The organism is Stenotrophomonas sp. YJH_SMC_81 (assembly GCF_059370875.1).
The window spans coordinates 339,742-359,722 of record NZ_JCAFUB010000004.1; the positions used below are offsets into that span (position 1 = coordinate 339,742).

The window sequence follows — 19,981 nt, forward strand, 5'->3', positions numbered from 1 at the left end:
GCCTTTGACGCCCGTCGCCCCGGATTGACCGTTCATCCTGCCGCCGCTTGCCGGTGGCGGGGCGATGGCCCATCGTGGCCACCAACACGCTGGGGAGCGTCCAATGTCTTTGCGCCGGGAAAACGGCTTCACCTTGATCGAGCTGATGGTCACCATCGCCGTGGTGGCGGTCCTGGCTGCGATCGCCTTTCCAAGTTTCCAGAGCACGATCCGTTCGAGCCGGGTGAGCTCGACCAACAACGAGGTCCTGGGCCTGCTCAGTCTTGCCCGCAGCGAGGCGATCCGCAGCAACCGCGGTGGCGGCGTCTGTGGAAGCAGCGACGGTGCCAGCTGTGATGGTGGCTGGTCGGGCGGCATGCTGGCCTTTGCCGATGCCAATGGCGATGGTGCGCTGTCGGCAGGTGAAACCGTCCTGCGCTTCGTCAGTGGCAATCCCAAGCTGAAGATCACTGGGCCGGCCACGGAGATCGCCTTTGACGGGCGCGGCCGTCGCCGCGCCAGCGCCGAGCAGGATGTACGGCTGGAGCCGGACGTCTGCAGCAAGGGCGCACTGCACAAGCGCACACTGACGGTGAACGCCTCCGGGCAGATCCGCAGCACCAAGGAAGCCTGTCCATGACCACCCGTACCTTCCGTGCGCGCCAGGCCGGGGGCTTCACCCTGCTTGAAGTACTGATCGCCATCATCGTGTTGGCGTTCGGCCTGCTGGGTTTTGCTCTCTTGCAGACCATGAACGTCCGATTCGTGCAGAGCGCCAATTATCGAACCCAGGCCACCAACCTTGCGTACGACCTGACCGAGCAGATGCGCAGCAACCGCTTCCAGGCGGCCTGGTACACCGGCGCGTCGTTCGCGGCAGGCAGCAAGACCGCCGCCACCGCGTGCACCAGCGATACCGGCGACGTCTCCATTGAAAAGAAGATCGCGCGCTGGCAATGCCAGGTGGTGAAGGCGCTGGGCGACGATGCAGGCGCCAATGTCACCTTCAATGGCGGCGTGGTCAATGTGGCGATCACCTGGGGCGACCAGCGCTGGGATCCGGATGACCCGGACAAGGCCACCACCTTTGCATTGGCTACGGAGCTGTGAGCATGCGCCTGAACCGACGTGCCACCATGGCCGGCCTGTCGCTGGTGGAACTGATGATCGCCCTGGTAATCAGCCTGGTGCTGATGCTGGGGGTGGTGCAGGTCTTCATGGCCTCGCAGGCTGCCTCGCGACTGTCCGAGGGGGCCTCGCGCGTGCAGGAGAACGCCCGTTTCGCGCTGGATTTCCTTGAGCGAGACATCCGCATGGCCGGGCACATGGGCTGCGTGAACGACCAGGCCCACGTGGTGAAGAACCAAGGCGATCCGGTATCGCATCTGGGTGCATCCTCGGGCGATGGCAGCCCGCTTGATTTCAGCGTTTCCATCCAGGGCTTCGATGCACCGGGAACCGCGCCGGGCGGGAGGCTCGCACTCGGGGCGACATGGTCCGCACCGTCAGCGTTGCCGGCAGCGATCACCCGGCTCAGCCCTGCGCCGGCAGGCGGAAGCGATGTGCTGGTACTGCGCTACCTGGCCCCTGAGGGGGTGCCGGTGACCGGCATTTCGTCCAGCGGCGGCAATGCGCTACTGGACATGGACAGCACCCGGGTGGCCAGGCTCACCTCGGGGGGCGTGGCGGCACCGACCTTGTTCGGCATCGCCGACTGTGCCCATGCGGACATCTTCGCCGGTACGTTGAGTGCGGCACGTGTGACCGCGCCCTCGCTGGACCTGTCGCGCTATGCCGCGCAGCCGACCGGGCAGACGATGCTCTATCGCGCCGAGTCGATGGTCTATTACGTCGGCATCAATCCGGAGACCGGTCAGCCGGGCCTGCGTCGTGCGCGCGCCAACAGTGCTGGCGCCTATGCGGTCAATGAAGAACTTGTGGAAGGCATCGAAAGCCTGCAGCTGCTGTATGGCCTGGACAGTACCGCCAACATCAGCCTGGGCACGCCGCCGGCCGGCAACATCACCCGCCTGGCCGCCGCGACTGGCGTCAGCAGCAACGCTAACGCTGCCGGTGCCGCGCAGTGGCTGCGGGTGGGGCAGGTGCAGGTGGGGCTGCTGGCACGCAGCCCGACGCCGTCGTCTTCGAGCACGCCGGCCAACCCGCTGTCGGTACTCGGCGTTGGCTTTGCCAGCAGTGACAAGCCTGACGGCCGCTACCGCTCCAGCTATGAAGTCTCGATTGCACTGCGCAATCGCCTGTTCGGGAACTGATCATGACGACCTTCTCACGTTCGTTCAGGCCCGCCTCCGCTCGCACCCAGCGCGGCGCCGTGCTCTATGTCGCGTTGATCATGCTCATCCTGCTGGCGCTGCTCGGCATTGCGGGCATGCAGGTGGCCGGCATGCAGGAGAAGATGGCAGCGAACTACCGCGCCGCCAACCGGGCCTTCCAGAACTCGGAGGGCGTGGTGCGTGCGGCCGAACGCTCGGTGGAGAAAATCGCCAACCGTCAGGATGTGGGGAACGACAGCCTGGTGCAGTCCAGCACTCTGTCGCGGGTCTGCGATGACGGCTTCGATCCGGCCATCTGGGCCGAAAGCCGCCGCAACCAGACGCGTCCTGCGGTCAATGTCCGCCAGATTGACAGCTGTGTGATGGGCGAATCGTCGCTCGACATGGGCCGTCCGCTGGAAGACGTCACGCCGATCTACCAGATCACCGGCTTCGCGACCGACGATGCCGATGCGAGCTCGTCGTCGGTGGTCATCGATACCGTATTCAAACTCTGAGGACGCAGGCCATGGCTTCGCGCAAATTCCGTTTCATGGCCGCAGGCGGCGCCGCACTGGCGCTCGGGGGCGGCTATGTCATCTACAGCCTGATGGCGGCCCAGGCCCAGGGCACGCTGGCGCAGGCGCCGCTAAACATCCAGGTGCAGACGCCGCCGGCCTTCCTGATGGCGCTGGATGATTCCGGCTCGATGCTGTGGGAAACATTGAACAACACGCGCGATGGCGTGTACCGCTGGGATGGCAGTGGCTTCTACAACCAGGGTGCCGTCAACGGCTACGATGGGTCTGGGCAGCGCTACCTGTACGTCTTCCCCAGCTATGGACGCGACGACCAGGCGGCCATCCCGCCGCTCGACAGCTTCGGTTTCGCCCGATCACCGGACGTCAACCCGTCCTACTACGACCCGCGTGAGATCTATCCTGGCTGGAAGACCGGCTTGTCCGATACAGCCCTTGCCAACTATCTGGACATCAGGGCGTCCAGCGCGCCGCTGGACCCGCGTCCGGGCAATGCACCGAACAAGATCGCTGGCGCGCTGGACCTGACTGTGGACTCGCTGCTGACCAGCATGGACACCGGCGGGCGGACCGGCGCGAACTGGCGCTTCCGCTTCCGTTCCGGCATGACGCTGCCGGTCGGAACCCGTATTGAGCGTGGGCGATGCAACCTGAGCGGGGGGGCTGTCCGGCAGGAAGGCTCGTTCGACAACGTGACGCGCCAGACTACCATCAGCAGCTCAAGCTGCGATGCTGCCGTCGGCTTCTATCCGGCTACGTTTTTCCTGGCAGATCCGTCTACGCTGCCGGCGGAATATGGGTACACCGCGGCTCCTGTTGCCGTTGCAAATCCTCCGGGCGGCCGGCCGGGTACGTTGTACAAGTACGAAATCAAGCTTGCGAACTTCGGCAACAATCAAGCGAAGTACAACGCTGCCATGCAGAGCTTCGCCAACTGGTTCAGCCTGTACCGGACGCGACGCGAAGCGCTGATCGGTGCGGCTACGAATGCGCTGTACGACACGACCAATCTGCGCGTGGGCTGGTTCCGTATCAATGGCCGCCGCGCGGTGACCATGTTCAACATGACCAACGAGCCGGAGAAGCAGCAGCTGCTCAGCCAGATCATCGGCGAAATGCGTGCCAGCAGCAGTACGCCCAATCGTTCCGCCGCACAGTACCTTGGCGAACAATTCCAGCGCACGGATCAGAACGCGCCGGTGCTCCTGTCATGCCAGAAGAATGCGGGCATGCTGTTCACCGATGGCTATATCAATGAGTCCGGCAACACGACGCTGATGAAGGATCTCGTAGCGCCGTACTACAACAGTTCTCTCGTGCCGGGCAAGGAGACCAATTCCGTGCCGGTGCCGGCCGAGTGCAAGGGGCCGAATCCAAATCCGTCGCTGGATTGCAAGACCCACCTGCACATGAATTTCTACGGCGTGACGCTGGGCACGCAGGGCAAGGAGTTCGGCGTCCGGTACCTGCCGGATCCACTGCGCCCGTGGGTGCTCAGCCCGGACCCGTACGTCGTCAAGCCCAACTTCCCGACGACGACGCAGGACCTCAAGCCCGAGGCCGTTGATGAGCTGTGGAACGCGGTCTATGACACCCGTGGCGAAATGGTCAACGCCACGCGCCCGGCCGAAATCACCGCAGCCATGCGCCGTATCATCAGCAACGTCGCCCAGGGCGCCACGCCGTCCGGCTCGCGTTCGCTGACCGGCGCACGCATCGGCGTCGGCTCGTTGTCGGTGGAGCCGTTCTACGAGGCCACCAACAACGGCACCGACTGGTACAGCAAGTTGCGCGCCTTCAAGCTGAGCGTCGAGCCGTCCACCCGCAAGATCGTTTCGGAAGAGGCCTGGGAAGCATCTGCGAAGATGCCGGCGCCTGCATCACGCCGCATCCGGTTCTGGCGCAACGGCGCGCTGGAAGACTTCACCGGCAGCAATGTCAGCCTGGCCAATCTGTGCACCAAGTCGTCGACGCTGTATCCGGGCATCCTGATCTGCAGCGCGTCCGAGCTGGCTGGCCTAGCCACCGATTCCGCCACGGCCGTGGCCTACCTGCGTGGTGAAACCTCCAGCGAGAAGCGCAACGGCGGCAAGCTGCGTGATCGCAGCACGGTACTTGGCGACATCATCACCTCCACCCCGGTGCTGAGTTCGCCTCTGGATGACTATGGGTTTGGCCGCCTTCCGGGCACGATGGGCAGCAGTTACGCCGCCTACATGACCACCAAGCGCAATGGTCGCCGCTACATGGTCTACGCCGGCGCCAACGACGGCATGTTGCATGCCTTTGATGGTGGCATGGGCGCCGACGGCCAGATGGACGCCGACGGTGGCAAGGAGCGGTTCGCCTACATTCCCTCGACCGCGTTGGGCCACATGGGCAACCTGTTGCTGCCTAACGACCCCACCAACCAGAACGCCCAGCGTTTCCAGCACCGTTACTACGTCGATGGCCCGGTGACGATCAGCGACACCTACGGCAGCAACGGGTGGACCACGTCACTGGTGGGCACGGCCGGTGCCGGCGGCCGCAGTGTGTTCGCGCTGAATGTGTCCGATCCGGGCAACTTCGGCGCCACCGGCTCCCTGCTGTGGGAGATCAGTGACCTCGACGCTTCGCTTGACGATGCTGTGCGCGCCAACATCGGCCATGTGCTGGGCAAGCCGGTGATCGTGCCGGTGAAGAACGCCGACGGTTCGGTGGGCTTCAAGGCGATCTTCGGTAACGGCTACGAGAGTAGGAGTGGCAAGGCGGTACTGTTCGTGGTTGACATGGTGGCAGGCCGCACGCCGACCATCCGCATGATCGAGGCGATCGAGTCGGGTACCAACCTGCCGTCGGGCAGCAACGGGCTGGGCAACATCGTGGTGGTTGATCGCTGGGGTGGAACCGGGCAGAACGCGCGGGTGCGCGATGGCCTGGCCGATACGGTCTATGGCGCCGACAAGCGTGGCGTTATCTGGAAGTTCGACCTGCGCGGGACTACCGCGCCAACCGTACCGTTGTTCACCACCAATACCCATGTCGATCCCGCCGACCGCCGGACCTACCGCCAGCCGATCACCGGTGGCATGACGGTGACCACCGGGCCGTCCGGTGGCGTGATGCTGATCTTCGGCACCGGCAGCTTCTCCTACTACGGTGACGAGAACGATACGGCGGTGCAGGCGTTGTACGGTATCAACGACACCGCAGCGGGCCAGCCGACGACGACGCTGACCTCGGCAAACCTGAGCTCGTATACGGCCGAGATTGGTTCCGGCGTGCGGACATTGCGTGGCGGGACCGTGCCTACGGTCAGCCGCGGCTGGACCGTGGTGCTGGCCAACAAGGAGCGTGCGGTCGGTAATCCGAGGATCGTGTCCGGCGTGGTGTTCTTCCCGACCTATATTCCGTCCGACGCTCAGGGTTGCTCGGTGGACGGTGCGAACTGGCTGCTCGGCCTGCAGGCCAGCACCGGCCAGGCCGCGATGTCGCAGGTGCGCTTCGGAGCCCCCGACGGCCGATCGCCGGGGGCGGGTACGGCCGGCGTTGCTCTCAACACGGGCGGCAACGCGCCGGTGAGGGACGTGACGACGTCGGTGGTGCCGCGCTTGGCGCCGCCGGACAGCACTCCCGGCAATCCGCCGCCGCAGCCGCCCGGTGAGGCGTGCCTGATGCAGATCTCGGTGGCCGGTGCTGATCCGATGTACCTGCCATACCCCTGTGGCCGCCAGTCCTGGAGGCAGATCCAGTGACCGGCGTCCATCCTTCCCCGGCAGCAGGAGCCCGTGCAATGCGCCAATCTTTCGCGGCGGGTCGCCTGGCCCGCGGTTTCACCCTGATCGAGCTGATGATCGTGGTGGCGGTCGTGGCAATCCTCGCCGCGATCGCCTACCCGAACTACAGCGAACATGTGCGCAAGTCGCGACGGGCCCAGGCTAAGGCCGACCTGGTCGAATACGCACAGTTGGCCGAGCGCTTCCACACGGTCAACAACACCTATGTCGGTTTCAAGTTCCCGGGCAACGCCGATTCGATCAACTCCCCGCGCGAGGGCGGCACGGCGGCCTACACTCTGTCCATGCAGACCGCGCAGTCGACATTCACCTTCACCGCCACCGCGGTCAACGCGCAGGCGAAGGACAAGTGTGGAAACCTGACGCTCAACCAGGCCAACGTGAAGACCGCCAAGACCACGCTGTCCGAGTGCTGGTGACACTGCCGCAAACAGAGAACGCAAGCATGTGAACGGGAGTGTTGCACTCCCTGTTCGACGTGATTACAATGCGCGTCCCCGCCCGAATAGCTCAGCCGGTTAGAGCACTTGACTGTTAATCAGGGGGTCGTTGGTTCGAGTCCAACTTCGGGCGCCAGACGTTACACATCAAAGGCTTGCGGACTTCCGCAGGTCTTTTTTGTTGCCTGCTTGAGAGCGCAGGGGCATCGTTTCAACAGGCTTGTCCAGTCCGCGTGGTGGACGAACGCATCCGCCCACTGTTGCTGACGATGATCCGCGCGTGCTCGCGCCCCCTCACGCAGACGCGCAGCGTCAGGTTGCTGCCGGGGCTGCGGCCATCCGGCTGGAAATAGAGTTGCGGTCGCCCGCTGTTGCTGGCGGCATTGATCGTGACGTCCGGACGGCCGCCCTGATGCAGGACAATGGCATCGGCCGTGGATGGGGGCTGCCATGCGCCTGCGGCCCGGTAGGCAATCCAGCCCTGGCTCCAGTCGTCCCCGCAGCGCTGGCCGTCCGCGCTGGCGCAGAGGCCGATCAGTTCGCGACGCATGATGGCCTGGGTGCGTGCCGTTGCCAGGGCGGCCTGTAGGCTGAACCGGGTGGCTTCCGCGCGCTGGTGCAGCAGCAGCGCCTGCAGCGAGGGCCAGCCGGCGGCCAGCAGCACGGCCAGTACCACCGTGACGACGAGGATTTCGATCAGGTGCATGCCGCGCGACGCGGCGCAACCGGAAGAGCGGGGAGTGCGCATGCATCCAGCCTCCGCGCCCGGCTGTGCGGCCGCCATCGGGAATCCCCGTAGCGGTCTGCCCGGCAACCCCTCAGCCGGCCGTCACTCCTCGCCCCGTATACTCACCCTTCCCGGGAACTGGCAACACCATGAGCGACAGTTTTGAACTTGTCTCGCCGTATTCGCCGGCGGGCGACCAGCCCGATGCCATCGCGAAGCTGACCAGCAACTTCGAGGCCGGCATCGCCAAGCAGACCCTGCTGGGCGTGACCGGCTCGGGCAAGACCTACACCATCGCCAACGTCATCCAGAACATTCAGAAGCCGACGCTGATCATGGCGCCGAACAAGACGCTGGCGGCGCAGCTGTATGGCGAATTCAAGGCGTTCTTCCCGCACAACGCGGTGGAGTATTTCGTCAGCTATTACGACTACTACCAGCCCGAAGCCTACGTGCCGTCGTCGGACACCTTCATCGAGAAGGACAGTTCGATCAACGAACACATCGAGCAGATGCGGCTGGCCGCGACCAAGACCCTGCTGTCGCGCCCGGACGCGATCGTAGTGGCCACGGTGTCCGCGATCTATGGCCTGGGTGCGCCGGAAGACTACCTTTCACTGCGCCTGATCCTGTCCAAGGGCGAGCGCATCGACCAGCGCGACCTGATCAACCACCTGACCCAGCTGCAGTACACGCGCAATGAGTACGAGCTGCAGCGCGGTACCTTCCGCGTGCGCGGCGAAGTGATCGACGTGTTCCCGGCCGAGTCGGACAGCGAAGCACTGCGCCTTGAACTGTTCGATGGCGAGGTCGAGAAGATCACCCTGTTCGACCCGCTGACCGGCGAGACGCTGCGCAACATGCAGCGCTTCACGGTCTACCCGAAGACCCACTATGCGACCACTCGCGAGCGCGTGCTGGCGGCGATCGAGACGATCAAGGTAGAGCTGAAGGAGCGGCTGGAGCAGCTCTACGCGCAGAACAAGCTGGTGGAGGCGCAGCGCCTGGCGCAGCGCACGCAGTTCGACCTGGAGATGATGGCCGAGGTCGGTTACTGCAACGGCATCGAGAACTACTCCCGGCACCTGACCGGCAAGAATGCCGGCGAGCCGCCACCGACCCTGTTCGACTACCTGCCGCCGGATGCGCTGCTGGTGATCGACGAATCGCATGTGACCATTCCGCAGATCGGCGCCATGTTCAAGGGTGACCGCTCGCGCAAGGAAACCCTGGTTGAGTTCGGTTTCCGCCTGCCGTCGGCGCTGGACAACCGCCCGCTGCGCTTCGAGGAATGGGAGGAGCGGTGCCCGCGCAGCATCTACGTGTCGGCCACGCCCGGGCCCTATGAACTGCGTGAAGCCGGTGACGAGATCACCGAACTGGTGGTGCGCCCGACTGGCCTGATCGACCCGGTGGTGGAGATCCGGCCGGTCGGCACCCAGGTCGACGACCTGATGAGCGAGGCCAACGCGCGCATCAAGGCGGGCGACCGCGTGCTGGTCACCACGCTGACCAAGCGCATGGCTGAAAACCTCACCGAGTACCTCACCGAACACGGTATCCGCGTGCGCTACCTGCACTCGGACGTGGATACGGTCGAGCGCGTGGAGATCATCCGCGACCTGCGCCTGGGCAAGTTCGACGTGCTGGTCGGCATCAACCTGCTGCGCGAGGGCCTGGACATGCCCGAGGTATCGCTGGTGGCGATCCTCGATGCCGACAAGGAAGGCTTCCTGCGATCCACCGGCTCGCTGATCCAGACCATCGGCCGCGCCGCACGCAACGTGCGCGGCAAGGCGATCCTGTACGCCGACAAGATCACCCGCTCGATGCAGGCGGCGATCGATGAGACCGACCGGCGCCGTGCCAAGCAGGTCGAGTACAACGAAGAACATGGCATCGTGCCGCGCTCGGTGGCGCGCCCGATCGTCGATGTCCTTGAAGGCGCGCGTTCGGATGCCGCCGAGAAGGAAGCCAAGAAGGGTAAGGGCAAGGGCCGGGCGGGTGTGGCCGAAGAAGCGGCCGACTATCGTTCGCTGTCTCCGGCGCAGCTGGCGACCCGTCTCAAGGCGCTGGAACAGCAGATGTACCAGCACGCCAAGGACCTGGAATTCGAGGATGCCGCACGGGTGCGTGACCAGATCCGGCAGCTGAAGGAAGCCAGCCTGGGCTGAACGTGGCAGTGCAGCATCATCTTCACAAAAGTATTGCGCTTCACGGCCCGCATCCGTAATATACGCGGCCTGCACCGACGCAATCGCAGAAATGCAGAAGCAAAACGGGCGGTTAGCTCAGCGGTAGAGCACTACCTTGACATGGTAGGGGTCACAGGTTCGAACCCTGTACCGCCCACCACGAAACCCTCGGAAGAGGGTTGTCGTGAACTGCAAAGCCCGGCCCTGGCGCCGGGTTTTTACGTAGCAAGGCCAGCCTTCGGGCGGCAAGAACAAGATGGGCGGTTAGCTCAGCGGTAGAGCACTACCTTGACATGGTAGGGGTCACAGGTTCGAACCCTGTACCGCCCACCACCTGCTCCCGGCGTTGCCGGTGAAGCGGTGGAAACGATGAAAGCCGGCCCCGGGGCCGGCTTTTTTCGTTCCGGCGAGCCTGGCGTTCCCGCGAAGCTGCATCCGTGCCGGTTCATTGGCATGAAATCAGTGGGTAATGCTGATCGAACGCTGGATGCGCCACTGGCCGTCGACGCGTTCCCACAGCTGCGCCACACCTACCCGGGCCAGCGCAGGATGAGGGCTGGCGCCAGTGTCGTCTGTCGATTGCTGGCTGCCCAGCCGCAGCACGCGGTCCTGGCGCAGGTGATAGAGCTGAAGGGGCTGCGCTTCATGCATGGCCTGCCGATCCTCGGTGCGCAGGATCTGGCTGCGCAGGGCATCCTCGGTGGGCCCGCAGCCGTCGCCGAACAGGCTGGAGAACAGCAGGATCAGGGCAAGCATCGGCATGGCACGGTGCTCCAGCGGGAAAGTGCGTGCAGGCTGGCATGGTCGGCCGGGCACCGCAGCCGGCCTGCGACGAAGGCGGGGATTGGGCCGCCAAAGGCAGGCAGATGGCGATGAATCCGGGCCGCGCAGGCGTAGACTCGGCGCTACTGCGCAACTGCGCAATTACTGCAAGGAACTGCCGCATGAGTGATCACGTCCCGGTGTCCAGGCCCAATCCGCTCATGGAACGCCTGTTCGGCGGCAACATGCTGGAAGGCACGTTCAAGGCAGTGATCTGGGTCGCAATCCTGAGCGCGCTGCTGGCGTGGACCACGCTGCGCTGAATGACGCTGCCGCGCCGGGCCTGCCGGGTGGCGGGACCTGCTGACCCGATGACTCCCGCTGCCACCGGTGCGGCGGCAGTGCCTGTGCGGGTGCTGTCAGGCGCTGAAGGCCTGGCGCAGGCTGCGCAGGGTGGCCTGGCGATGTTCCCTGGCCGTTGGCTCGCCCATCTCCAGCTCCTGCAGGCGCAGTCCGACCAGAGTCATCGACAACGCATAGCCGCGTGCCGCGTCGGCAACGCGTGACAGGCCCACTGCACGGCGGGCCAGTGCATTCACATGTTCAAGGTCGGGCATCAGTCCCAGATAGGCGCGTTCTGCGCTGTCCAGGTCCGGTGCACGCAGGATCGCATGAGCTTCTGCGGTGGGGGAGACGGAGGCCATGGGGGTCCTTGTCAGGGGCAGCGACAGCATCGTTCGGCCACATTGCGGGTGATGGCTGCGCATGCTGAAGGGGCAACATTGTCAGAACATTGCGCCTGCAACCGCTGGCATGCATGGGCGCAAAACCATGGCCCCAGGCACTATGATCGGCAGCGTTTCCGGTTGACGAGTCCCTGATGCGCATCCTCCTGGTCGAAGACGATCCTGATCTGTCCCGCGCCCTGCAATCGGGCCTGGAGCGGCAGGGCGTGGTCGCCGACGTGGTCGGCAGCCTGGCCGAGGCCGCGCTTGCGTTGCGCGAACCGGTGCACCAGCTGCTGCTGCTCGATCGACAGTTGCCCGATGGCGATGGTGCTGGATTCGTCGCGTCGGCGCGTGCGCTGCGGCCGAACCTGGCGGTGATCATGCTCACCGCCAAGGGGACGCTGTCGGACAAGGTCGAAGGCCTGGACGTCGGCGCCGATGACTATCTGGTCAAGCCGGTGGCGATCGAGGAACTGATGGCACGCATCCGCGCGGTATCGCGCAGGCCTTCGGCGATGGTGACGCCCAGCCTGCGGCTGGGGCGGCTCGAGTTCGATTTCGAATCGCTGCAGGCACAGGTGGAGGGCCAGCCCCTGGCATTGCCACGTCGGCAGGTGCTGGTGCTGCAGGCGTTGGCGATGCGGCAGGGCCGCACGGTGACCCGCAGTGCCCTGGAGGCTGCAGTGTACGGGTTCGATGATGAGATCCAGTCCAATGCGCTCGATGCGCATATCTCCAAGCTGCGCAAAGCGCTGCAGCAGGCCGGGGCGGGGGTGGAGATCCACGTGATCCGCGGCGTCGGCTACCTGCTGGCGGAGGCCTGAGATGGCCCGTCCGATCCGTTCGATCACCCTTGGCCTGGCTTGGCGCCTGTTCCTGGCACAGGCCTTCACCGTACTGTTCGCGGTGGTCGCGTTGATCCTGACCTGGGGTGACAAGGACTCCTGGGGCATGGACATGTTCGTTGCCGAGGCGGTGGCCAAGGCGGTGCACAGCGAAGGCGGCCGCCTGGTGCTGGACCAGGCGCGCTGGGACAAGCTCGATGCCAACGCCGGGGGAAATCTCTGGTTCGCCGCGGTGGATGACAAGGGCATGTGGCTGGAGCGCGGCACCATCCCAGCGATCCACGCGCCGATGCTGGCGCGGCTGCCGACCGTGGGCGCCACGGAACTGGGCTCGCTGGTGCCCCCTTACCTGGACGTGGCGCGGGTGATGATCCGCAACGAGGACGGGCGCCGCATCACCGTGATGGTCGGTGGCGCGCCCAAGGGCGGGCTGCTGGATGGCGCGCTGATGGTGCTGCGCCTGATCGGCCTGTGGTTCTTCCTGCCACTGATCGTGGTCACCCTGCTGGTGATGCCGACTGTGATCCACCGTGCCATGCGCGGTGTGCGCCGTTCTGCGCAGCAGGCCAAGGAACTGGACATCGGCCAGCCCGGTGCTCGGCTGGATGCGCGGCTGGTCTCCACGGAAGTGGCGCCGCTGGTGGAAGCGTTCAACGATGCCATCGACAAGGTGCAGCAGGGCTACGCCGCGCGCGACAAGTTCCTCGCCGACGCGGCGCACGAGCTGCGCGTGCCGATCGCCGTGGTGCAGGCGCGCCTGGCGCAGCTGCCACAGGGTGAGTTGAAATCGCAGTTGCTGACCGACGTGGCGCGGCTGGGCAATGTTGCCGAGCACCTGCTCGATCTGCAGCGCCTTGACCGCAATGTCGGCGCATTGCAGCAGCTGGACCTGGCGCTGCTGGTGCGTGAGGCCGCCGCGGACCTGGCGCCGTTGGTGGTCGGCGCCGGCTATGGATTCGAAGTGGACGCGCCGGAATCGCCGGTGTGGATCCACGGCGACAGTCTGGCGCTGGGGCGGGTGATTGCCAACCTGGTGCACAACGCGATCGTGCATGGTGGTGGCCGTGGCACCATCTGCGTGCGGTTGGATGCGCGCGGCTTGCTGGAGGTCAGCGATCAGGGCGCGGGCATTCCAGTGAGCGACCGCGAGGCGATCTTCGAGCCGTTCCATCGCCTGCGCGCGGCGGGCAGCGGCAGTGGCCTGGGCCTGCACCTGGTGAAGGAGATCGTGCAGCACCACGGTGGCTCGGTCAGTGTCGGTGAGGCTGCGGGAGGCGGCGCAAGCTTCCGGGTCAATTTCCATCGCGGCAGCGTCCGGCGCTGACGCGTTTGCGGGGCAAGTCCCGATAGGCAACCTGCCGCCGGTAGCGGCAGGCTGGACCCATGGCCGTCGAGCGTTCCCCTTCTCCCTTGCTGGGCAGTGGCGCCGCTGCGGCGCTGGCACTGGGGGCGCTGGCCTGCGTGCAGCTGCCACAGCTGCCGCCGCTGTGGGGCTGCATGGTGATGATCGTGCTTGGCATGGCGGGGTGGGGCCTGCGTTGGCGGGGGCGCCTGCCCGCGGTCGTGCTGCTGGGCGCCGGATGGACGGCGATGCACGGGCACTGGGCAATGCAGGAACAGCTACCGCCAGGCCAGCCAGCACGGGATGTGGTGGTCAGTGGACGGGTCATCGATCTGCCGGACCATGGAGCCGCGCACACCCGCTTCCTGCTGCAGGTCAGCGAGAGCAGCGAACTGCCATCGCTGCGCGGCAAGCGCCTGCAGGTCACGTGGAACGATGCCTGGCGTGCCGCTGATGGCACCGACGCCGGGCGTGGGCGCCATCAGGTCCTGGCCGGCGCGCAGTGGCATCTGGCCCTGCGCGTGCGTGCGCCGCGTTCGCGGATCAATCCCGGTGGTTTCGACGGTGAACGCCATGCGCTGCTGCGCGGCGTGTCCGGCAACGGCACGGTGCGGGCGCCGGCCAGCGCGTGCGAGCTTCAGGCCGCGCATGGCCTGCCGGCATGGCGTGAACGCACCAGCGCCGCCATCGCCGCGCAGGTGGCCCATCCAGCTGCGCGCTTCGTGCAGGCGCTTGCCCTGGGCGATACGCGTGGCCTGTCCGACGCCGATTGGGATCAGTTGCGGGCGCTGGGCCTGACCCATCTGGTGGCCATTTCCGGGTTCCATGTCGGGGTGGTGGCGGGACTGGGGGCGTTGCTGTGCCGAGGGCTGTGGTGGCTGTGTCCGCTGCTGGCCCGGCATTGGCCACGCCCCCAGGCGGCGGCCTGCGCTGCCGCCCTGTCCGCAGCGGGCTATGCGGTGCTGGCCGGCGGTGAATTGCCGACCGTGCGCACCGCACTGATGATCGGGCTGGTGGCGCTGGCGCGTAGCGGGCGGCGCCCACTGGGTCTCGTGCAGGGGCTTGCCCTGGCGGCGCTGGCGCTGCTGCTGCCGGCGCCCCTGTCAGTGCTGTCCGCGGGCTTCTGGCTCAGCTTCGGCGGCGTCCTGTGGCTGGTCTGGTGCCTGCCGCAGGGACGTCCGCGTGGGGTGGTCGCCAACCTGCGCGGGTTCCTGGCCGCACAGGGGGTGGCCAGCGTCGGCCTGTTGCCGCTGGGCATCGCTTTGTTCGGTGGCACCGCCTGGCTGGGGCCGCTGGTGAACCTGCCGGTCATCCCGTGGTGGACATTGCTGGTGGTGCCCTTGTCGCTGCTGGGCACCGCCCTGCAGGTGCTGCATGACGGCGCCGGGTGCTGGGCGTGGCGTGCAGCGGCGTGGTTGTTCGAAACCAGCTGGCAGGCCCTGCAGCCACTGGCGGCGCATCCACAGGCGATGTGGTGGTTGGCCGAGGCACCGGCCTGGGCAGTGCCGGCGGCGCTGCTGGGCGTGTTCTGGTGGCTGCTGCCACGCGGTGCCGGGGGCGGGCTGGCTGGCCTCCTGCTGTGCCTGCCGCTGCTGTGGCCATTGCGCGAGCGGCCGGCCGAGGGGGAGCTGGAGCTGCTGGTGCACGACGTCGGGCAGGGCACGGCGGTGTTGCTGCGTACCGCACGGCATGCGCTCTGGTACGACGTGGGACCGCCGATCGGGGGTGAGGGCAGTGAGCGGGTCCTGGTTCCGTCATTGCGGGCGCTGGGGCAGGCACGGCCCGACCGCGTGCTGATCAGTCACGACGATCTCGATCATGCCGGCAACCTGCCGAGCCTGCGCCTTCAGTTGCCGGAGCTGCCCCTGTTGGCGCCGCCGGGCAGCGCGATCGCCGGGGCCGGGCGCTGCCAGCGCGGCCTGCGCTGGCGCTGGGACGGCGTCGACTTCCAGGTGCTGCACCCCGATGCCGGCAGCCAGCGGGCCGGAAACGAGGACAGCTGCGTGCTGCGCGTGGCCAGCGCGCATGGTGGGGTCCTGTTGCCCGGGGACATCGGCCGCCCGGCCGAACAGGCGCTGCTGCGGGCGTCTCCGGCGGCGCTGAAGGCGGATGTGGTGCTGGTGCCGCACCATGGCAGCGGCGGCAGCTCCAGCGCGCCCTGGGTGGCGGCGGTGTCAGCCCGGCTGGCGCTGGTTTCGGCCGGGCACCAGAACCGCTTCGGCCACCCGCGCCGGGACGTGGTCCGGCGCTGGCAGGCGCAGGGAGCCGAGGTGGTGTCCACTGCGGAGTCCGGGGCGATCCGCGTATGGCTTGGCGCACAAGGGCTGCAGCTGCGTGAACAGCGTATCCATGCATCCCGGTGGTGGGATGCCGCTGGGCGGGCGCGGTCGGCTGTTATCCTATCGCCGATCAAACAAGCGGCCGTTGGGCCGGAGGGTTGAAACGTGTGGGAACTGGTCAAGGCCGGTGGCTGGCCGATGGTGCCGCTGCTGCTGTTGGGCGTACTGGCTTTGGCGATCATCCTGGAGCGTTTCTGGTCCCTGCGGCGGACTGAAGTGCTGCCGCCCGGCCTCGGCCAGGAAGTGCGCAACTGGGCCGCACGCGGCAAGCTTGACCCGGCGCACCTGCAGACCCTGCGTGCCAACTCGCCGCTGGGGGCATTGCTGGCGGCCGCGCTGGAAGCCCGCAATCGTCCGCGCGACCAGATCCGCGAGCGCATCGAGGACACCGGCCGCCACCTGGTGCACCGCATGGAACGTTTCCTCAACGCGCTGGGCACCATTGCCTCGGCCGGCCCGCTGCTGGGCCTGCTGGGCACCGTGATCGGCATGATCCAGATGTTCCTGGGCATCCTCGACCATGGGGTGGGCGACGTGAACCAGCTGGCCGGCGGTATCGGCAAGGCGCTGGTGTGCACCGCCACGGGCATGATCGTGGCCATTCCGGCACTGATGTTCCATCGCTACTTCAAGGGCCGCATCCACGGCTACGTGGTGGAAATGGAGCAGGAAGCCAGTGCCCTGCTGGACACGCTCGACGGTCGCCCCGGGGTGATGAACCCGGTCGCGCCGGCGCGACCGGCCAACGCCGCTGCGGCGAAGGCCTGATCGATGCGTATCGGCAATGACCGCTCCCAGGATGAACCGCATATCGATCTGGTCCCGCTGATCGACGTCATCCTGGTGCTGATCATCTTCTTCGTGGTCACCACCACTTTCGATGCGCGCTCGACGCTGCAGGTGCAGCTGCCTACCGCCAGCCAGCAGCCCAACAACGAGCCGCCGCGTTCGCTCAGCGTGCTGATCAACGCCGAAGGCCGTTATTTCATCAATGACCAGGAAGTGCTGCGCAGCGACGTCGAGTCGGTCAAGCAGACCATCGCGTCCGTGGCCGGCAGTGACCGCAGCCAGCCCGTGCTGCTGCGCGCCGACGCACGCACTCCCTACCAGGCCGTGGTGACCGCGCAGGACGCGCTCGGTCAACTCGGTTTCCGTCGTATCGCCATTGCAACTGCGCCAGAGGTGCGTCCATGAGTTCCCATCACGCGCCGGTGTGGCCGATCTACAAACGTCTGCTGGGCTACACCCGCACCTACTGGGTGTTCATGGTGGGCGCGGTCATCGCCATGGTGGTCGAGGCCCTGGCCGGCTACCACTTCACCAAGCTGATGGAGCCGCTGGTCAACGAAGGTTTCGTCGACCCGCAGCCGCGCGCGGCCGTGGTGCTACCGCTCACCATCCTCGGACTGTTCCTGATGCGCAGCGTGGCCACCTGGGTCAGTGACTACACGCTGGCCAAGACCGGCCGCAGCGTGGTCCGCGACCTGCGTGAGCAGGTGCTGCAGAAGTACCTGCACCTGCCGTCGTCGCACTTCGATACCGAAGCGACGCCGGTGATGGTCAGCCGCCTGAACTTCGATACCGAGCAGGTCACCCAGGCCAGCGCCGACGCGCTGAAGACCGTGGTGGCCGATACCCTCACCATCGTCGCGATGCTGGCGGTGATGCTGCAGATGAGTGTCAAGGTCACCCTGGCGATGCTGCTGGTGGTGCCGCTGATCGGTGGCATCGTGTCCTACGTGGGCAAGCGCTACCGCCGCATCAGCCGTGGCATCCAGGACGGCATGGGCACCATGGCGCAGACTGCCGAGCAGTCGCTGGCCGCGCAGCAGGAAGTGAAGGTGCACGGCACCCAGCAACATGAGATCTCGCGCTACTCGCGCCTGGCCAACCGCATGCTGGCGCTGAACATGAAGGTCGAGGTCACCCGCGCCGCCGCCTCCAGCGTGGTGCAGTTCCTGGCCGCACTGGCGCTGGCGGTGATCGTCTGGGTGTCGACCCGCGAAGCCCTGGCCGGCCGGCTCAATGCCGGCCAGTTCATGGGCCTGATGACATCGATGATGGCCATCATTCCATCGCTGCGCCGCCTGACCAGCGTACAGACCTCGATTTCGCGCGGTGTGTCCGCTGCCGAGCGCCTGTTCGGCATCCTCGACATGCCAGTGGAGCGCGACCAGGGGCAGCGACGCGTGCAGCGCGTGCGGGGCGAACTGGCGTTCGACCACGTCATGCTGCGTTACCGCGAGGACAGCGGCATCGCCCTGGACGACATCAGCTTCGTTGCCAGGCCAGGCACGGTGACGGCCATTGTCGGCCGTTCCGGCAGTGGCAAGACCAGCCTGATCCGGCTGGTGCCACGCTTCTACGAGCCCAGCGGCGGTGTCATCACCCTCGACGGCGTGGCACTGGACGACTACCCGCTGGCCGACCTGCGCCGGCAGGTGGCAATGGTCGGGCAGAAGGTCATGCTGTTCGATGACACCATCGCTGCCAACATCGCCTATGGCATGGAAGCGACCGACGAGCAGATCCGCGCGGCGGCCGAAGCCGCCAACGCGTGGGAGTTCATCGCACGCATGCCGCAGCAGCTGCAGACGCCGGTGGGCGAGAACGGCGCGCTGCTGTCCGGTGGCCAGCGCCAGCGCCTGGCCATTGCCCGCGCGATCCTGCGCGACGCCCCGATCCTGATCCTCGACGAAGCCACTGCGGCGCTGGACAACGAATCCGAGCGCCTGGTGCAGGACGCGCTGCAGCGCCTGATGCCCGAACGCACCACGCTGGTCATTGCGCACCGGCTGTCGACCATCGAGCATGCCGACCAGGTACTGGTCATGGATCATGGCCGCATCGTTGAACGCGGCACGCACAAGGAGCTGCTCGAACTGGGCGGTCTGTACCAGCATCTGCACAGCATGCAGTTCCGCGAAAGGCAGGACTGATGGCCGGCAAGGGCACCCAGACCCCGCCGTACTGGTATGACGGCACCCCGGTTCCGTGGGCGATGCGCCTGCTGGCGCCGCTGTACGCAGGTGTCACCGCGCTGCGCCGGCGCGCCTATCGCCGTGGCTGGCGCAAGCGCCATTCGCTGCCGGTGCCGGTCATCGTGGTCGGCAATATCACGGCTGGCGGTACCGGCAAGACGCCGCTGACCATTGCGCTGGTCGAACGCCTGCGTGCGGCCGGCTGGAAGCCGGGCGTGGCCAGCCGCGGCTATGGTCGCGAAGACGCCGACAAGCCGCTGTGGGTGCAGGCCGATACGCCAACCGCGAAGGGCGGTGACGAACCGGTGCTGATCGCCTGGAAGACCGGCGTACCGGTGCGCGTGGACAGTGATCGGGTTGCTGCGGGCAAGGCGCTGATCGAGGCCGGCTGCGATGTGATCGTCTGCGACGACGGTTTGCAGCACTACCGGCTGGCGCGCGACATCGAGATCGAAGTGGTCGATGCCCAGCGTCGCTATGGCAATGGCCGGATGATTCCGGCCGGGCCGTTGCGCGAGCCGGTCAGCCGCGCCAGCGAGTGCGATTTCCGCGTGGTCAACCTCGGCCAGGCCGATGAGGAGACTGCGGCGCAGGCCTGTGGCTTCGGCCAGTGGCCAATGGCCCTGCACATCGACAGTGCGCAGCCGCTGGCCGGTGGCCGCGCGCGCCCGCTGGCGTACTTCAAGGGCCAGCGCGTGCACGCGGTGGCCGGCATCGCCCATCCACAGCGCTTCTTCGACATGCTGCGCGCGCGCGGGATCGGCGTGGTGCCGCATGCATTCGCCGACCACCAGGCCTACCAGCCGCAGGACTTGTCCTTCGGCAGCCAGCTGCCGGTACTGATGACCGAAAAGGATGCGGTGAAATGCCGGGCGTTCGGCAACGACTGGCACTACGCGGTTCCGCTGCGCGCCGAGTTGCCCGCCGCGTTCTGGGTGGCGCTGACCGATCGCCTGGACAAGCTGCGACCGAACTGAGCGGCGCCGCGGCGCTTGCATTCACGCGCCGCTGGCCGCATTCCCGTTGTAACGAGCCTGCCGAGAACCGCCCGC

General features: G+C 66.6%; 18 protein-coding genes and 3 tRNA genes. 18 read left to right on the plus strand and 3 right to left on the minus strand.

What is annotated here, in order from left to right; genetic code table 11:
- Window positions 1-103: 103 nt before the first annotated feature.
- The 7 genes from AC5P8U_RS11010 to AC5P8U_RS11040 all read left to right on the plus strand — a co-directional run bounded on the left by AC5P8U_RS11010 (window position 104) and on the right by AC5P8U_RS11040 (window position 7,146).
- The gene (locus tag AC5P8U_RS11010) at window positions 104-619 is read left to right on the plus strand and encodes a GspH/FimT family pseudopilin (protein ID WP_088497718.1); all 516 of its coding nucleotides are present in this window, start codon (window positions 104-106) and stop codon (window positions 617-619) included.
- Entirely contained in the window at window positions 616-1,089 is a 474-nt protein-coding gene (gene pilV, locus AC5P8U_RS11015) for a type IV pilus modification protein PilV (protein ID WP_061478493.1), read from the plus strand. Before AC5P8U_RS11010 ends, pilV begins: the two co-directional genes overlap by 4 nt.
- A gap of 2 nt (window positions 1,090-1,091) precedes the next feature.
- Window positions 1,092-2,252, plus strand: a complete 1,161-nt coding sequence (locus AC5P8U_RS11020) for a PilW family protein (protein WP_061478492.1) — start codon at window positions 1,092-1,094, stop codon at window positions 2,250-2,252.
- Window positions 2,253-2,254: 2 nt separating this feature from the next.
- Complete coding sequence (locus AC5P8U_RS11025) at window positions 2,255-2,770, plus strand: pilus assembly PilX family protein (RefSeq protein WP_072166745.1); 516 nt, start codon at window positions 2,255-2,257, stop codon at window positions 2,768-2,770.
- Window positions 2,771-2,781: 11 nt separating this feature from the next.
- A complete protein-coding gene (locus tag AC5P8U_RS11030; protein WP_072166744.1) occupies window positions 2,782-6,528 on the plus strand; it encodes a pilus assembly protein in 3,747 nt (1,248 codons plus the stop codon).
- 38 nt (window positions 6,529-6,566) lie between these two features.
- Window positions 6,567-6,989, plus strand: a complete 423-nt coding sequence (locus tag AC5P8U_RS11035) for a type IV pilin protein (RefSeq protein WP_061478489.1) — start codon at window positions 6,567-6,569, stop codon at window positions 6,987-6,989.
- Window positions 6,990-7,069: 80 nt separating this feature from the next.
- Window positions 7,070-7,146: transfer RNA gene (locus AC5P8U_RS11040), tRNA-Asn, on the plus strand.
- A 75-nt stretch (window positions 7,147-7,221) separates the two neighbouring features.
- On the opposite strand, the gene AC5P8U_RS11045 is transcribed toward AC5P8U_RS11040, so the two are convergent.
- Entirely contained in the window at window positions 7,222-7,794 is a 573-nt protein-coding gene (locus AC5P8U_RS11045; protein WP_447897184.1) for a GspH/FimT family protein, read from the minus strand.
- Between the two features lie 92 nt (window positions 7,795-7,886).
- On the opposite strand from AC5P8U_RS11045, the gene uvrB reads away from it, so the two are divergent.
- The 3 genes from uvrB (at window position 7,887) to AC5P8U_RS11060 (ending at window position 10,265) form a co-directional block, all read left to right on the plus strand.
- Window positions 7,887-9,911: an excinuclease ABC subunit UvrB gene (uvrB, locus tag AC5P8U_RS11050; protein ID WP_049412758.1), complete on the plus strand. Its 2,025-nt coding sequence runs from the start codon at window positions 7,887-7,889 to the stop codon at window positions 9,909-9,911.
- 106 nt (window positions 9,912-10,017) lie between these two features.
- A tRNA-Val gene (locus AC5P8U_RS11055) sits at window positions 10,018-10,092 on the plus strand.
- A 98-nt stretch (window positions 10,093-10,190) separates the two neighbouring features.
- Window positions 10,191-10,265: transfer RNA gene (locus AC5P8U_RS11060), tRNA-Val, on the plus strand.
- Window positions 10,266-10,391: 126 nt separating this feature from the next.
- Here AC5P8U_RS11060 and AC5P8U_RS11065 read toward each other — a convergent pair.
- Window positions 10,392-10,694 (minus strand): hypothetical protein, encoded by a 303-nt coding sequence (locus AC5P8U_RS11065; protein ID WP_053500528.1) that lies wholly within the window; start codon window positions 10,692-10,694, stop codon window positions 10,392-10,394.
- Between the two features lie 182 nt (window positions 10,695-10,876).
- Here AC5P8U_RS11065 and AC5P8U_RS11070 point away from each other — a divergent pair, with 182 nt between their 5' ends.
- A complete protein-coding gene (locus tag AC5P8U_RS11070; RefSeq protein ID WP_171955946.1) occupies window positions 10,877-11,017 on the plus strand; it encodes a hypothetical protein in 141 nt (46 codons plus the stop codon).
- Between the two features lie 96 nt (window positions 11,018-11,113).
- Here AC5P8U_RS11070 and AC5P8U_RS11075 read toward each other — a convergent pair whose 3' ends face one another.
- Window positions 11,114-11,398 (minus strand): hypothetical protein, encoded by a 285-nt coding sequence (locus tag AC5P8U_RS11075; protein WP_053500526.1) that lies wholly within the window; start codon window positions 11,396-11,398, stop codon window positions 11,114-11,116.
- Between the two features lie 176 nt (window positions 11,399-11,574).
- On the opposite strand from AC5P8U_RS11075, the gene AC5P8U_RS11080 reads away from it, so the two are divergent.
- Genes AC5P8U_RS11080 through lpxK form a run of 7 tightly spaced genes read left to right on the plus strand, consistent with a single transcriptional unit; the run spans window position 11,575 to window position 19,906 of the window.
- The gene (locus AC5P8U_RS11080) at window positions 11,575-12,246 is read left to right on the plus strand and encodes a response regulator transcription factor (protein ID WP_049415866.1); all 672 of its coding nucleotides are present in this window, start codon (window positions 11,575-11,577) and stop codon (window positions 12,244-12,246) included.
- Between the two features lies 1 nt (window position 12,247).
- Window positions 12,248-13,591, plus strand: coding sequence for a sensor histidine kinase (locus AC5P8U_RS11085; protein ID WP_134971327.1), 1,344 nt, complete (start codon window positions 12,248-12,250; stop codon window positions 13,589-13,591).
- Window positions 13,592-13,650: 59 nt separating this feature from the next.
- Window positions 13,651-16,050 (plus strand): DNA internalization-related competence protein ComEC/Rec2, encoded by a 2,400-nt coding sequence (locus tag AC5P8U_RS11090; RefSeq protein ID WP_088497721.1) that lies wholly within the window; start codon window positions 13,651-13,653, stop codon window positions 16,048-16,050.
- 3 nt (window positions 16,051-16,053) lie between these two features.
- Window positions 16,054-16,716 (plus strand): MotA/TolQ/ExbB proton channel family protein, encoded by a 663-nt coding sequence (locus AC5P8U_RS11095; RefSeq protein ID WP_061478482.1) that lies wholly within the window; start codon window positions 16,054-16,056, stop codon window positions 16,714-16,716.
- A gap of 3 nt (window positions 16,717-16,719) precedes the next feature.
- On the plus strand, window positions 16,720-17,142 hold the full coding sequence (locus tag AC5P8U_RS11100) for an ExbD/TolR family protein (protein WP_005415977.1): 423 nt from the start codon (window positions 16,720-16,722) through the stop codon (window positions 17,140-17,142).
- Window positions 17,139-18,887 (plus strand): lipid A export permease/ATP-binding protein MsbA, encoded by a 1,749-nt coding sequence (msbA, locus tag AC5P8U_RS11105; protein WP_049438204.1) that lies wholly within the window; start codon window positions 17,139-17,141, stop codon window positions 18,885-18,887. Before AC5P8U_RS11100 ends, msbA begins: the two co-directional genes overlap by 4 nt.
- Window positions 18,887-19,906, plus strand: a complete 1,020-nt coding sequence (gene lpxK, locus AC5P8U_RS11110; protein ID WP_072166738.1) for a tetraacyldisaccharide 4'-kinase — start codon at window positions 18,887-18,889, stop codon at window positions 19,904-19,906. The genes msbA and lpxK overlap by 1 nt, the downstream gene beginning before the upstream one ends.
- Window positions 19,907-19,981: the final 75 nt, after the last annotated feature.